Origin of the sequence: Psychrobacter sp. KCTC 72983 (genome assembly GCF_014280455.1) — a bacterium.
GTDB lineage: Bacteria > Pseudomonadota > Gammaproteobacteria > Pseudomonadales > Moraxellaceae > Psychrobacter > Psychrobacter pacificensis.
The window spans coordinates 2,705,784-2,721,047 of the sequence record NZ_CP060390.1 but is presented as its reverse complement, the minus strand read 5'-3'; the positions used below and the strand labels follow the sequence as shown (position 1 = coordinate 2,721,047).

The window sequence follows — 15,264 nt, the reverse complement described above, 5'->3', positions numbered from 1 at the left end:
CAGCAAGCAAGAAAAATAGCGTTGAATCAAATGAATTTATTGTCCTGTATTGTTTTTATTTAGACTTGACTATAGCAGCGATTGTAATGCAATTTTTATTATTGAATGTCGTCATAATGTCTATTATCCCCCATAAGTTATGATGTAATAAATTAAGAGAGTATAAAAAATAAAAACCTGATGCCTCATTAATATTGGGACATCAGGTTTTATTTATCATGGTAATGCTAATGGTTCGTTAGACTTATAGTAGGAAGAAATACGCCCAACACCCAACGATAACAGTAGAGATAATATTAAGGATGACACCTGTACGTACCATCTCTGTTTGTTTGATCAAACCGGTACCAAACACGATAGCGTTTGGCGGCGTCGCAACTGGTAGCATAAAGGCACAGGACGCACCGATACCAATAATAAGTACTAAGACTTCGCTCGGTATACCCATATACTCGGCAATTGCCGCAAATACAGGGACTAAGAGCGCAGCTGATGCCGTGTTTGATGCAAACTCTGTTAAGAAAATAATGAAGGCTGAGATTGCAAGCATCACAACCAATAGTGGCGCGGTTTGTAAGCCATTAGCAACCGTCTCACCCAGTACTAATGACGCACCTGATACTTTTAGAATATTTGATAGCGCAATACCGCCACCAAATAACATCAATACACCCCAATCCGTGTTGTCTGATACTTGTTTCCAAGACACCAGACCCAAACTCACGACCGCCACTGCTGCAAGCAATGCAATAACAGCATCCGTATCTTCGATACCAACTGCAGCACCAATTTGCTTAGAGAGTATCCAGCTCACCGCTGCCACAATAAAGACAATAATCGTCAGCACGCGCGGCTTGGTCCAATGAATAGTTTCATCTTGCTGTAGGGTCATCGTGCGGTTTAGATTAGGCTTTAGAAATAGGTACATCGCGCCCAACAATACTGGTAATAGTATCAGCATCATTGGAATACCAAATTTCATCCAATCAACAAACGCGATATCCAAGGCTTTTGCCGCAATCGCATTTGGTGGCGAGCCGACAATCGTACCCAAACCACCGAGACTTGCTGAATACGCAATACCGAGCAGTACAAACACAAATGTACCGCGATCTTCTTTACTATCGACTTGCGTCAAAATACCGAGGGCAAGCGGTAGCATCATTGCCGTTGTCGCCGTATTTGAGATCCACATTGACAAAAACGCAGTCACGCCAAAAATCAATAGTACAGCGGTACTTAGCTTACCACCTGATAACGAAAGAATTTTTAGCGCAATCTTTCTATCAAGCTTTTGTACATGTAACGCGGCCGCCAAGGCAAAACCACCAAAGAAGAGATAAATAATGGGACTGGCAAAGCTTTGCAGACCGACTTCAGCATTAAAATCAGGAATGCCAATTAATGTCCCAACCACAACCACCAAGATCGCAGTGATTGTGACGTGTATCGCCTCAGTGAGCCATAGCACGCCGATAAAAAACAGCATTGCTAGCCCTTTGTTAGCACTGACCTCAAATGGTAATACACTGTAAATAATAAAACTAATGATTGCCGCAATGGCGACCACGATCAATCCTTTTCCCGTTCCCTTTGGAAATGTATCCGTAAATAAATACTCGTTACCATCATCAGGAATATGGCTATCCAGCTTTTTCTCTGACATAAATTATCCTTATCGCATCCAAAGTGAGTATGAAGTCAAAATTATTGCAACACACACTTATTGTAAGACATCATGATATTCATATAGCGAACATTACGCGCGAAAATATCATATCAGAATAACTTATATATGAATACATTTTGATTAATTTTGTTTTTAGGATGTCTGTTTGATTCGTTGATGATAATCACCTCTCGACTTTGTGAGATTTTTCAATAGTAGCTCTCTCACTACTTTGTTCTCACTACTTTGTTCTCACTGCTTTGTTCTCACTGCTTTGAATGGACGCCTTGGTTGATAAAAATTACATAAAGCATTCAAACATTTATCATTTGGGGCTATACAAGTAAAAACCGATACCACATAATCTTAGGGTTAGATAGATAATCATCAATAAAAACAAGAGGAATGACACTATGACAGATGCAAATAAAACCGATGCAACCACAAAAATGGCGCCAAAAGACATCAATCAAGATAGTCTGGCCAAAGAAGATCAACAGCGTACTGACGACTCAGCGCTAGATATGATGCAAGGTATGCATGAACATGAAGATCATCAAGAAGAAGGCGCAAAATAAAAGATGGCAGAACGGCAGATAAAGCCAGTTATCTAGTATTAACAGCAAAAATAAGGAGCGCTTGTCATGATGATGAGCGCTTTTTTAGTTTTGTTTCTCTTTGTTCTGGCAAGTGATTGGAGACATAGTTATATATAAATGCTGCTGTTAGAACAATTGCAATGGGTACAAGCAACGCATCATAGCCAACTTTGGCAAACAAAAAAGCCCCTACTGTACTGCCACCGCAGAAGCAATACCAAATAACGGCCTGAAAGCCCAATGTCGGCTTACTAATGGAGCGACCCGCAAGCCAGTTACCGATTGCTGCACCCATATCAGATGTCAGTCCTGTCAAATGAGTTGTGCGAATAACTGCTCCACTATAAGTGGCTACCATCGCGTTTTGTAATCCGCAGGCCATCGCTGCTGCCAATTGTCCGAGATAGTCATGCTGCTGATATAACCAGTAGGCAGCTATTAGTAATGCTGCTTCAAAATATAGCGCACGCCCGTAACGACGGCCTAGTGTTAAGGATGTCTGCCCAATGACAAAACCGCTTAATATTGCCCCTGCCAAAAAAGACAATAGTAGCGCTCCGATGTACAAAATACTGTGGGCGTCTGAATAAGCGATAGCTGCTGCAAACAAGCTGACATTGCCAGTGACATGCGAGACCGATAAATTGGCAAATCCCATCAATGCGGTTGTGTTCACGCAGCCAGCGCTAAATGCCAATACCGCCCCACCCCACAATATCCACTTTGGTAACTTGGTTATCATATTTGTCACCTAAAGGTCTACTGCCAAAAAGACTCATAGTATAACGAGAAAAGGCAGCCAATTGGCTGCCTTTTCAATTTCAATAGCTGAGTGAATCATTGGTAATGACCATCAACGCAAAAAATACTTAAATGATTATTGCGCTGGCTCATCCAGCATCATCAACTGCTCACTGATAGCGACGGTATTAAAACCTGCATCAACAAACATGATCTCACCCGTGATACCAGATGCCCACGGAGATAATAGGAATAGTGCTGCGTTACCTACTTCCATCTGATTGACATTACGTTGTAGTGGTGCGATTTTTTCGCTGATATCGAGCATTTTGCGGAATGATTTAATGCCACTAGCAGCTAGCGTACGAATTGGACCTGCTGAGATCGCATTGACACGGATACCTTCGCCGCCCATAGAAGTCGCTAAGTAGCGCACGCTGGCTTCAAGACTGGCTTTTGCCATACCCATGACATTGTAGTTTGGCAATACTGAGATACTGCCTTCATAAGTTAATGTCAGCATAGAACCATGACGCATTGCAAGCAACTCACGAGCTGCTTTTGCCAATGCCACAAAGCTGTAGCTAGAGATATCATGTGCTATGTGGCTGCCTTCACGCGTGGTGGCACTCACAAAGTCACCATCGAGCTGATCCATTGGGGCAAAACCAATGGCGTGTACCACACCATCAATACCATCACCCCAATGCGCGGTTACTTGCTCAAAACATGCAGCAATCGACTCATCAGAGGCGACATCACACTCTAGCACCAAATCCGCTTCGAACTGTTCGGCAGCCATGTCCACACGCTTTTTGATTTTATCATTCGGATAAGTCAGGATCAGTGAGGCGCCTTCGCGATGTAGCGCTTCTGCAATAGCCCAAGCGATAGAGAGTTTACTTGCGATGCCAGTTACGACAAATCGTTGTCCTTGCAATAGCATAAGATTTCCTTTTGAATCAATCGAGATGATTTAGAATATAGGTTTATTTAGAGTAATCAGAAAGTGACGCGTCATGAAATGATGCAAATCAAAAGATGACTTATTATACACGAATTAGTTTAAGTAAACAGTCGTAAACTGTACTTGGTTACTATCATTAGTATCGCAATAATACTAACGAAATATCATCATGGTCACCGCTCTAATTGCATCTCTGACAGCCCTATAATGACTAAACTCCGAACTACTCACCACAGCAGTATGAAGTTCAGCAGATTTCGAGTATAATCACAGCCCTTCCCAGCTTGCACAATTTTATAAGAATCCTGACATGATAGGATTCAACGTTAAGCTACACCCACATTTTGGATGGCTGCCAAACTTATGAGTAACACCCCAATAATAACCCCAGATTATAAAGAAAGTATCGAATCCTATCGCCAACTGATTGGTTCGACTGGCGAAGACTTAGATCGTCCTGGTTTATTAGACACGCCTGTACGTGCGGCAAAGGCTTTTGCTCACTTAACCAAAGGCTATCATCAAAGCATTGAAGAGGTGGTCAATGATGCGGTTTTTCCATCAGCCAATCGTGAGCTAGTACTGGTGCAAAACATTGAGTTTTATTCACTGTGCGAGCATCATATGCTACCGTTCCATGGTGTGGCGCATATCGGCTATCTGCCTGACGGCCAAGTACTGGGACTGTCGAAGTTTGCCCGTATTGTCGATATGTTTGCTCGTCGTCTACAAATACAAGAAAACCTGAGTGAACAGATTGCACAAACCATCATGGATGTTACTGGCTGTCGCGGCGTGGCGGTAGTCATGGATGCCTCGCACATGTGTATGATGATGCGCGGCGTCAGCAAACAGCATTCAACCACGCGTAGTACCGCGATGCTTGGTGAGTATCAGCACAACAATCAAGCCCGTAATGAATTTTTGGGTGCCGTCCCTAAGCGCCAACCGGCGTTTTAAACTATTAATATTTTAGGCTGTTATGAGTAACAACAAACAAAAAGGACGCTAATGCGTCCTTTTTGTTTTAGCTATACAAAGTAAGATTTCAAGTTTTAGCAAATCAAGCTCATAGTCTTTGCCGTATACGCCAGAGTCTTGCAATGATTGTTACGATAGCTAGGCCAATCATTGTAGATGATAATATGCGATTCATAAAAATCTCCCAAACATAATATCATTTAACTATCGTAACGCTTATGTATAGTTAAGTCTAAATAAAAACGATACAGGATAATAAATTCATTTGATTAAACGCTATTTTTCTTGCTTGCTGTGACTACGTCTCTAGAGGCTGCGAAAAATAGCGTTTAATCTTATTGTATCGATTTTATAGTGAACCGACTATATCAATAACACATTCCTGTATTGTTATATACTTACAATTTATTAAGTTATTTTTTATTAATTAAGTCGTAGCACAAGATAAATTACAAAATGATTTGATCATGACACAGGCTTTAGGATAGTTAACATATAGAGATAAACTATTTTATTTCAATATCTTATATTGTTTTAAACCTGTTAAAAAAGCCTATCCTCAAAAGAGTCATAGGCTTTTTTTGTCTATCATAAGTCTATCAGTACAAGTACAAGTACAATGCTATGATGCTTTCTGAGTGTCTTTATCAGCACTCTCATCACTTACTTGCTTAATTTTCGTTAAGATTTCCTTAATTTCAGCTGCTGAGAGATAGGTTGGTACGGCATAAGTATCGCTGACTTCTTTTGCTGCTGCTTTTGCAATATCATCAAAATCACTGGTCTGCATACCGCTAACGGTCGGATCAATATTTAAATTTGCGATAAGCGCTCTGACTTGTACGATGAGATGATCTGCTATTTCTTTATCACCATGACCAGCTTGGCCGTCTGCTACCATACCCGTTCTTTTTGCCAGTGCGGCCAGTCTCTGCTTGCTTGCTTTACGATTAACATCAAGCACATAAGGCAACACGATTGCATTAGCACGACCATGAGGAATGCTATAGTAGGCACCTAATTGGTGAGCAATGGCATGCACATAACCCAAGCCCGCTTTGTTAAAGGCGATACCACCATAATGGGCGGCAATTCCCATCTCTTCTCTTGCTTTTAGATTGCCACCATCTTTGTAAGCTAATGGTAGATAATGCATGACAGATTTGACGGCAGAGGCTGCATAGTAGTCCGTCTCCACGCTGGCATTGGCACTCATCCATGCTTCTAATGCATGGGTCAATACATCAATACCCGTATCAGCGGTGATGTGTGCTGGCATACCTTTCATGATAATGGGGTCAATCGCTGCGGCGAGCGGCACCATTCTTGGATCAATAGACAATGCTTTTTGGTGTGTTTTATCATCAGATATCACTGCACCAAGGGTTGCCTCTGAGCCAGTACCCGCTGTTGTAGGCACGCAATATAATGGCGCCGACGGCTTTCTTGCTTTAAGGATCCCGATCAGTTGCTGAGGCTTGCATTTATTGCCTTGAGACATAGCGATCATTTTGGCAGCATCGATCACTGAGCCGCCGCCGATGGCGATAATAGCGTCGCAATTTGCTGCTATAGATTGGCGCAGTCCTTCTTCGACTACGTTAAAAGTAGGGTCTGGTGTAATGCCATCATAGACATGATAGCTGATATTTTTTGCATCTAGATAATCAGTGACTTTTGCAGGGATACCGAGTTTGTTTAGCACGGCATCAGTGACGATAAAGACATTGGTATTGCCTTCGTTGATGAGCATGTCGCATAGCTCATTACAGGCAGCCTCACCGACAAACAACATCGGTCTTCTGATAGGTATCACGTAAGAGATTGCTTTTAGCACTTTAGCGCGTGTCTTAGCCACTGCCAAATAACCAGCATACTGCAAGCTGTTATTCTTTACTAATTTAGTAATACTGTTTTGTTTTTTCATGGGTACAAAAATCCTTTTTAATGATGATTTTAACCGCGATAACAATAGTTTGAGCTAGTTGATAAAGGCTAAACGACGTTTGCCAATAGCAGAGTAGATAAGTATATGTACAGCAAGGATGTTTGAATAAAGCAAACCACTGTCTAGCATGATTGTACCACTGCCTTTTTTGGTATGTCGCTATTATTGTGTACTGCTCGCCTTTAATAACTGCTTGGCATACGGATGCTGTGGCTGGCTAAAGATATCTTCTGTGAGCCCAGATTCCACGCATGCCCCTTGTTTTAGTACCATAATATGCTGACATAGTGCGCGGACTACTTTGAGATCATGACTGATAAAGACATAACTTATTTGCAGCTTTTGTTGAATTTCACGCAATAAACTGACCACCGTTACCTGCGTGGTACTGTCAAGCGCAGAGGTAGGCTCGTCCAATATAAGTAGGCTCGGTTTCATGATGAGTGCGCGCGCCAATGCCACGCGTTGACGTTGACCGCCGGACAGCTCATGCGGATAACGCTGCGCGAATGCTAAAGGCAAATGGACGGTAGCCAAACTCTCCATCACCGCCTGCTGACGCGCGTCTTTATCCACGCCTTGTACCAACAGTCCTTCTTCCACAATTTGCATGACCGTCATACGAGGGTTGATACTGGCAAAAGGGTCTTGAAACACCATTTGAATCTGCGAGCGAAAGTTACGTAGCACTTTTTTGGACAGTGCTGAGATATCTTGCCCATTCACCACTATCTGTCCATGCACTCGTGCTTGATTGCCAAGCAGCTGACTCAGCGCCAGTGCAATGGTGGTTTTGCCAGATCCAGACTCACCGACGATCCCTAATGCCTGCCCTTTTTGCAAGGTCATATCAACAGCTTTGACCGCATCAAACCAACGTTTTGTACTCCCAAATAGACTTTTTTCGATTGGGAATTGTACGTTGAGATTGCTCACTTTTAATACAGTTGATGGTCCATCTGCATGATCTGCTACTGGCTGTAGCGCTTGACCGAAGTCTTGCTGAATGAGCGTGCGAGTATAATCGGCTTTAGGCTGATCAAATACCGCTGACGTTTGACCCTGCTCAATCGTCTGGCCTTGGCGCATCACGATGACCTCATCACTATAGCGCCTGACCAGATTGAGATCGTGGCTGATTAATATCATCGCCATATTATGCTGGTATTTGAGATCATTCAGTAGTGCCAAAATCTCATGCTGTAATGTCACATCAAGTGCGGTGGTTGGCTCATCAGCGATCAAGATATCAGGCTGCTGAGCCAATGCCATCGCAATCATTACTCGCTGACGCTGACCACCTGACAACTCATGTGGATAACGATTCAACTTGTCAGAGGGATCCGTGATATTGACGTCATTTAGCAAGGCAATGCTGGTGGCTCGCCATTGTTTTTTGGGTACGCCGCTTAAACGCAGTGATTCAGCGATTTGTTTTGCAACGGTATGTAGCGGATTTAGCGCTGTCATCGGCTCTTGAAATACCATACCGATCCGCTGACCACGAATAGCACGTAGTGCGGCATTACGCGATTTGTCATTCGCTATCGGTAGTTGAGACATGCCTGCCGTGCTTGCCAGCTGAACCTCACCCTTAATCGTCAAATTCTCTGGTAGCAGACCTAGTAGTGCAAGACTGGCAATCGATTTGCCAGATCCTGACTCACCAACGATAGCCAGAGTTTGCCCCTGTCTTAGCTCATAAGATAATTCATCGACCAGCTGGATGCCTGTAGCAGTTGTGATACTTAGGCTATCTACTGTCAGCACGAGCTTGTCTTGCGCGCGATTAAGATTTTCAGTTGGCGCGTTGTATTGCTCGGTAGCCATAATATTATCGGTCATATCAAGAGCGCCTCGGATCAAACGCATCACGCAGTGCTTCGCCAACGAAGATGAGCAATGACAAAATAAAGGTCAAACTAAAAAACCCTGATAAAGCCAGCCAAGGGGCATCAAGGTTATTTTTTCCTTGTACCATCAGCTCACCTAAAGACGGCGAGCCAGGCGGCAACCCATAACCCAAAAAATCCAGCGCAGTCAACGCAATGATATTAGCTGTTAATATAAAAGGGAGCTGAGATAAACTTGAGGCTAACGCATTGGGCAGAATATGTCTGAGCATGATTTGGCTATCAGACACACCGAGATTGCGCGCGGCACGCACATAATCAAAATTACGAGCACGCAAAAACTCTGCTCTTACCAAACCGACCAGCCCCATCCAACCAAATAACAGCATCATGGCAAATAGCATGATAATACTGGGACTAAATAAACTGACTAAGATAATAATCATAAATAGCTGAGGCATACCGCCCCACACTTCCATAAAGCGCTGCCCTGCCAGATCTACCCAGCCGCCATAATAGCCTTGTATTGCACCGACAATAATACCGATGAGAGCACCAGCGAGCGTCAGCGCCAGACCGAACAACAATGAGACGCGCATACCATAAAGTATCCGTGTCAGCACATCGCGTCCCATATCATCAGTGCCAAGCCAGTTCTGAGCGTTTGGAGCCGCTGGATAAGGCAGACCAAGCTCGACATTGGGTGTCTGATCCGCAAACGGAATAGGCGGCATTATATAAAACCCTTGCTCATCAATCAGCGACTGCACTGCAGGATCTTTATAATTGGTTTCGGTCTCAAATACACCGCCAAATGTCGTTTCAGGATAGGCCTTTAATACCGGAAAATAATAATCGCCTTGATATTGCACCAGTAAAGGTTTGTCATTGGCAATGACGTTAGCTGCCATGCAAATGACAAATATCACTGCAAAAACAAACAGCGATATTACCCCAAGACGATTTTGGCGAAAGCGATTTAAACGCGCTTGCCAAATGGGGTTTAAGCGCTGCTTTTTCGGTAGCGCTACCTGAGGATTGTGCTCAGGCATTGGCGCTTTATCTGGTTCGCTATTAATAGTACTGCTCTTTGATGAAGATTGATTATTTGACATTAACGCCCCTCAAAATCAATACGGGGATCAATTAAGTGATAGCTTAAGTCGCTGATTAATTGCAGTAGCAGCCCTACCAAGGTGAAGATAAATAGCGTGCCAAATATCACTGGATAGTCGCGTTGTTGAATGGCCTCAAAACCTAACAACCCCAACCCATCTAGTTTAAAGATAATCTCAATCAAAAAGTTACCGGCAAAGAAAATACCAACGATAGCGGCTGGGATACCTGCGATGATAATTAACATAGCATTGCGAAATACATGACCATACAACACCTGACCCTCACCCAGTCCCTTTGCGCGAGCGGTCAATACATACTGCTTGCCCAACTCTTCTAAAAAGCTAAATTTGGTCAGATACGTCAAGCCCGCAAAACCACCTACGGTACTGGCTAGCAGCGGTAGTGCCAAATGCCAAAAGTAATCTTTCACCTTACCAAGCGCGCTGAGCTGGTCAAAATTTTCGGACGTGAGCCCTTGTAGCGGGAAAATATTCCAATAGGTGCCACCTGCAAAAAACACCAATAAAATAACTGCAAAGACAAACACAGGTATCGCATGTCCAATAGCCAGCAGCATGGCAGTGAATTTATCAATGCCTGAGCCATGATGCATCGCTTTATACACCCCTAAAGGAATGGCGATCAGATAAATGAGTAGCGTACTCCAAAGACCAAGCGATATCGAGACTGGTAGCTTCTCTATAATGAGATCGGTCACCGACTGTCCTTTAAAAAACGACTCACCAAAATCTAGCTGAGCGTAGTTCTTTAACATAAGCCAAAATCGCTCTGGAGCGGATTTGTCAAAGCCATATTGAGCATTAATAGCAGCGACCATTTCCTCAGAGAGACCGCGCGTTCCTTGATAAGTGCTGTCATTGCCACCTGCACTGCCCGCGCCAATATTACCACCAAGCGCGTTGTCTTTTGCCCCCTGCTCAATAAGTGCAAGCTGCTGCTCAACAGGTCCGCCTGGTGCCGCTTGTACGATTACAAAGTTGGCAAGCAAGATCAAAAATAGTGTCGGTAATATCAGTAGGAGTCTTTTTAAGATATAACGACCCATAATGGCGACTTCCTAAATAAAGAGAGAGGGCGATGACGACAGCAGTATATTCTTTCGTGCTAAAGGTCTACACAAATATATCTATGTATTAAAAGCTTGCATTAAAAGTTATTTTTAAGCTCGCGTAACGCTGCAAATACCGTCAAAGAGTTATCATCGTCGATAGTTACTTTTGATTTAACCCCTGCAATCACACTTGGCTCTTGGGTACGCAAAAACACATTGATAGCGCGCTCATGCTCTAGCGTCACTGGTAGTGTTGGCGCACCTTGTGCCGTCTGTGCCTCAGCTTGCGCTAATGCTTGTTGCATTGCCTCGTTGTCAGGCTCGATAGACAATCCAAAGCGTAGGTTACTAGCCGTATACTCGTGCGCAGGATACAGTAGTGTCTCATCAGGTAATTCATTTAGACGTTTAAAACTATCATGTAACTGCTCGATCGTACCAGTAAAAACACGTCCACAACCTGCACTAAACAACGTATCACCGCAGAAGCAGTGCTTTTTCCCATCGATATCTAAGATATAGGCCATGTGGCTGGCGGTGTGTCCTGATACATCCCAGACTTGTGCAGAGCAGCCCCATGCACTCACCGTGCTGCCATCTTTAATGGTTTGATCCTCATCAACCCCATGCTCACTATGCGCAACCAGATGGGTCATCGGATACGACTCCTGCAATTCTGCGACACCACCAATATGATCATGATGATGATGCGTGGTCCAAATCGAGGTTAGCTCTAGTCCATGCGTCTCTAGATAATCGATAACCGGCTGGGCTTGACCTGGATCAATGACAATCGCCTGCTTATTATTTTCATTAATTAAGGTCCAAATATAATTATCATTGAACGCTTTAATGGGGTGAATACGGATACTCATGTCAAATCCTTACCAGTAGTTATTTTTTTACTCGTTATTTTGAATTATTTCGTTTTGATTTTACTTCTCGCTTTTACTGCGTGGTAACAGCCTATGCGTTTGGCAGTCAGCTATTACTAGACCAAATCCTGTCAAAAGGTACTGCTTACTGCTTCAAATATTTGTTGATGCGTCCTTCTGCTTCTTTGTCCACCCACCAATAGTCGATACCAACGGCATTGGTTGGGAGTTTTTCTGTATGGCGATATTGATCCCAGTAAGCGACGTTAGTGCCAGACTTACCATACAATGGTACGACATAGTGACCCGCTCGCAACAACCGATCAAGCACCTGCGTATAGAGTACAATTTCGTCACGATTTTTGGCATTACCAAGATTAGCAACCACCTCATCGACGGCTGCATTCTTGATACCAGCACTATTGTGATTGCCAGGCTCATCAGCCGCGGCGCTACCCCAGTATGCTGATTGCTCGGCACCAGGCGATAGACTTTGGGCAAACACATCGACGACCATATCATAATCAAAACGGCGCGTTCGCTCATAATATTGCGGCCCATCCACTTGGCGCAAGGTTGCCTCAAACCCTAAGCGTTTTAAATTACGAATATAAGGCAACAACACACGGCCCATGGTCTCGCCTGTCATCAAAATCTCAATTTGGGCGGGCTGACCATTCGGCTGATATAGCTTCATATCATCATAATAAAATCCAGCATCTAGCAATAACTGCCGCGCTTTTAGTAATCCTTGTCGATTAAAGCCATTGCCATCACTGCTGGGTAGCTGCCATTCTGCTAAGACGGCTTTACGCTGAATCGGTTCAAGCTTAGACAATAAAGGCGTTAACACCTGCATCTCTTCACTAGACGGTGTACCAGTTGCCGCAAGCTCCGACCCGTGAAAGAAGCTCTGCAAACGTTCGTACTGTCCATGAAATAATGTCTTATTCATCCATTCAAAATCATAAGCAGCCGTTAGGGCTTGGCGCACCCGAATGTCCTGAAAGATTGGTCGGCGCAAATTCATCACCAATGCCTGCATGGGCACTGGGTTTTGACTGGTTATGGTCTCTTTTTTGATAAGACCTGCTTTCACTGCAGGAAAATCATAACCACTCACCCAATTTGATGCTTTGTTTTCGGGGCGAAAACGGTACTGGCCAGATTTAAATCCTTCAAAGGCAATCTCATCGCTTTGATAATAAACGAACTTAATCATGTCAAAATTATAACGACCACGATTGACCATCAAATCACGACCCCAGTAATTGGGATCACGTATGTAGCTTACTGAACGCCCCGCATCGACACGTCCCAGCTTATAAGGCCCACTACCCATTAAGGGTGTCAGGCTGATCTTTTCAAAATCAGCCTCAATTGAGGATTTGGCAAAAACAGGAAACTGCCCAACCGTCAGTAGGATTTCTTTGTTTTCAGCGGAGGCAAAGACAAATTTGACTTGCTGCTCGTCGATGACTTGAACGGCTTTGATATCAGCCAAATAGCTACGAATAGACATCGGACCTTTGTTTAATATTGCATCAAAAGTCGCTTTGACATCATGACTGGTCACAGGCGTCCCATCCCAAAAACGGGCAGCAGGATTGATGTGATAGACAATCCAGCTGGTATCGTCTGGATCATAGGTTACCTTACTTGCCAGCTGTGGATACATGGTAAACGCTTCATTTAACGAACCTGTCATCAAGGTATCATACAGATAGTCGGTGCCGATCATTGGCACGCCCGTGGTCATCCACTTATTGGCACTATTAAAGGTACCACGCGCATCTAGCGAAAGCGTGCCTCCTGAAGGCGCTTTTGGATTGGCATAGGGCATGTAAGGCGCATTGATGTATTTCGTAGGACTGTTATGTCCAAGCGCTGTCGTTGTGATAGGCGCCGCAATACTGCTCGATATCCAGCTGACAGTGATGGCTAGCAAAACAGCTTTTAGCAGAGCATTTTTTCTTATCATAACGTTATAACAAACCTCTATGCTAACCAATGCGGGTATCAAAAATTAAGCGCTGACGGTAAAATAGCCTGATGGCAAAATTTTATCATAACAAACTTAGGTAATTCATCCTAATGGTTTGCCATGTTACGCGGCGTCAGTGCGACATCCATCAGTATGACATCATTGGTATTAGATATAATGATGGTAGATATTGAACGCTTTTTACTCAAACTGTGCATCGATAAATATACTCATAAAAAAAGACGCAACTTATAAAAGCGGCGTCTTTTATTTTAAAGTCTAGTATGACCTATGCATGCTTTTTTTCAAACGCAATCATAAAATCAACCAACTGCTGTACCCACTCAAGTGGTACGGCGTTGTAAATACTGGCTCGCATACCGCCCACATCGCGATGGCCTTTTAGATTAAGTAGGCCAGCTTTTTCTGACTCTTCTAAGAACACTTTATCAAGGCTGCTGTCTGCTAAAGTAAATGGCACGTTCATGATAGAGCGATACTGAGGATCGACTGGGTTGTGATAAAAACTGCTCTCATCGATTGTCTTATAAAGTAAATCTGCTTTTTGCTGGTTGATTTTGCCAATAGCAGCCACACCACCCTGCGCTTCCAACCAATCAAACACCAGTCCTGCTAAGTACCAAGAGTACGTCGCTGGCGTGTTAGACATAGACTCTTTGTCTGCTTGGTGCTCATAGTTCAGTAGCATAGGACACCATGCGCTAGCCTGCCCCAACAGATCATCACGGATGATTGCAATGACCAAACCTGCAGGACCGATGTTCTTTTGGGCACCCGCATAGATCATACCAAATTTAGACACGTCTATCGGCTGTGACAAGATACAAGATGACATATCGGCAATGATTGGCGCGTCTACTTGTGGTGGCTCAAATATTTGCAACCCATGGATAGTCTCATTGGCACAGTAGTGAAAATAAGCGGCATCGTCACTCACAGTCCACTCACTTTGGGCGGGTACAGTCGTAAAGTTGTCCTCTTTGCCAGTCGCGACCAAGTTAATCTTACCCAGACCAAGTGCTTCATAGCGCTGGGCTTCTTTAATCGCCTTACCTGACCATGCACCCGTCGTCAAATAATCGCCGCGTCCGCCATTTAGCAGGTTCAATGGAATGGCAGAAAACTGCAAGCTAGCGCCACCTTGCAAAAACAGCACTTTATAGTTATCTGGTATCTCCATAAGCGTGCGTAGCTTAGCTTCTGCTTTGTCAGTAATTGCCATGTACTCTTTACTACGGTGGCTGACTTCCATGACCGATAGGCCGCGACCTTGCCAGTCGAGCAATTCGCTCTGAGCACGCTCCAATACGGATGTTGGCATGGCGGCAGGGCCAGCACAGAAGTTTGGCAGACGATGCGGCGTACTATTATTAGTATTAGCAGTGGGTGTAGACGTTTGGGTTATAGACATAATCACAGTCCTAGGTATGATGAA

Annotated in this window: 12 protein-coding genes; 2 read left to right on the top strand and 10 right to left on the bottom strand. The window is 43.9% G+C overall.

Annotated features, from left to right (window positions below):
* Nucleotides 1–244: 244 nt before the first annotated feature.
* Entirely contained in the window at nucleotides 245–1,666 is a 1,422-nt protein-coding gene (locus PSBA01_RS11645) for an SLC13 family permease (RefSeq protein ID WP_186474443.1), read from the bottom strand.
* A 416-nt stretch (nucleotides 1,667–2,082) separates the two neighbouring features.
* Here PSBA01_RS11645 and PSBA01_RS11640 point away from each other — a divergent pair, with 416 nt between their 5' ends.
* A complete protein-coding gene (locus PSBA01_RS11640) occupies nucleotides 2,083–2,247 on the top strand; it encodes a hypothetical protein (protein WP_167669405.1) in 165 nt (54 codons plus the stop codon).
* Between the two features lie 64 nt (nucleotides 2,248–2,311).
* Here PSBA01_RS11640 and PSBA01_RS11635 read toward each other — a convergent pair whose 3' ends face one another.
* Together PSBA01_RS11635 and PSBA01_RS11630 are read right to left on the bottom strand one after the other, a co-directional pair.
* Nucleotides 2,312–3,010 carry a YoaK family protein gene (locus PSBA01_RS11635; protein WP_093070797.1) on the bottom strand — a complete coding sequence of 233 codons (699 nt, stop codon included), beginning with the start codon at nucleotides 3,008–3,010 and terminating at the stop codon, nucleotides 2,312–2,314.
* Nucleotides 3,011–3,145: 135 nt separating this feature from the next.
* Nucleotides 3,146–3,955, bottom strand: a complete 810-nt coding sequence (locus tag PSBA01_RS11630; protein WP_075107468.1) for an enoyl-ACP reductase FabI — start codon at nucleotides 3,953–3,955, stop codon at nucleotides 3,146–3,148.
* Nucleotides 3,956–4,339: 384 nt separating this feature from the next.
* Here PSBA01_RS11630 and folE point away from each other — a divergent pair, with 384 nt between their 5' ends.
* Nucleotides 4,340–4,936 carry a GTP cyclohydrolase I FolE gene (gene folE, locus PSBA01_RS11625; protein ID WP_186474442.1) on the top strand — a complete coding sequence of 199 codons (597 nt, stop codon included), beginning with the start codon at nucleotides 4,340–4,342 and terminating at the stop codon, nucleotides 4,934–4,936.
* Between the two features lie 643 nt (nucleotides 4,937–5,579).
* On the opposite strand, the gene PSBA01_RS11620 is transcribed toward folE, so the two are convergent.
* From PSBA01_RS11620 to serC, 7 genes are all read right to left on the bottom strand, one after another.
* Nucleotides 5,580–6,884, bottom strand: a complete 1,305-nt coding sequence (locus PSBA01_RS11620) for an iron-containing alcohol dehydrogenase (protein WP_093070795.1) — start codon at nucleotides 6,882–6,884, stop codon at nucleotides 5,580–5,582.
* A gap of 183 nt (nucleotides 6,885–7,067) precedes the next feature.
* Nucleotides 7,068–8,735, bottom strand: a complete 1,668-nt coding sequence (locus PSBA01_RS11615) for an ABC transporter ATP-binding protein (protein WP_071003609.1) — start codon at nucleotides 8,733–8,735, stop codon at nucleotides 7,068–7,070.
* 16 nt (nucleotides 8,736–8,751) lie between these two features.
* Entirely contained in the window at nucleotides 8,752–9,810 is a 1,059-nt protein-coding gene (locus tag PSBA01_RS11610; protein ID WP_071003610.1) for an ABC transporter permease, read from the bottom strand.
* A 62-nt stretch (nucleotides 9,811–9,872) separates the two neighbouring features.
* On the bottom strand, nucleotides 9,873–10,943 hold the full coding sequence (gene yejB, locus PSBA01_RS11605) for a microcin C ABC transporter permease YejB (protein WP_071001615.1): 1,071 nt from the start codon (nucleotides 10,941–10,943) through the stop codon (nucleotides 9,873–9,875).
* A 101-nt stretch (nucleotides 10,944–11,044) separates the two neighbouring features.
* Nucleotides 11,045–11,824, bottom strand: coding sequence for a hydroxyacylglutathione hydrolase (gloB, locus tag PSBA01_RS11600; protein WP_186474440.1), 780 nt, complete (start codon nucleotides 11,822–11,824; stop codon nucleotides 11,045–11,047).
* A 145-nt stretch (nucleotides 11,825–11,969) separates the two neighbouring features.
* Complete coding sequence (locus PSBA01_RS11595) at nucleotides 11,970–13,802, bottom strand: extracellular solute-binding protein (RefSeq protein WP_186475529.1); 1,833 nt, start codon at nucleotides 13,800–13,802, stop codon at nucleotides 11,970–11,972.
* Between the two features lie 295 nt (nucleotides 13,803–14,097).
* On the bottom strand, nucleotides 14,098–15,240 hold the full coding sequence (serC, locus tag PSBA01_RS11590) for a 3-phosphoserine/phosphohydroxythreonine transaminase (RefSeq protein WP_186474438.1): 1,143 nt from the start codon (nucleotides 15,238–15,240) through the stop codon (nucleotides 14,098–14,100).
* Nucleotides 15,241–15,264: the final 24 nt, after the last annotated feature.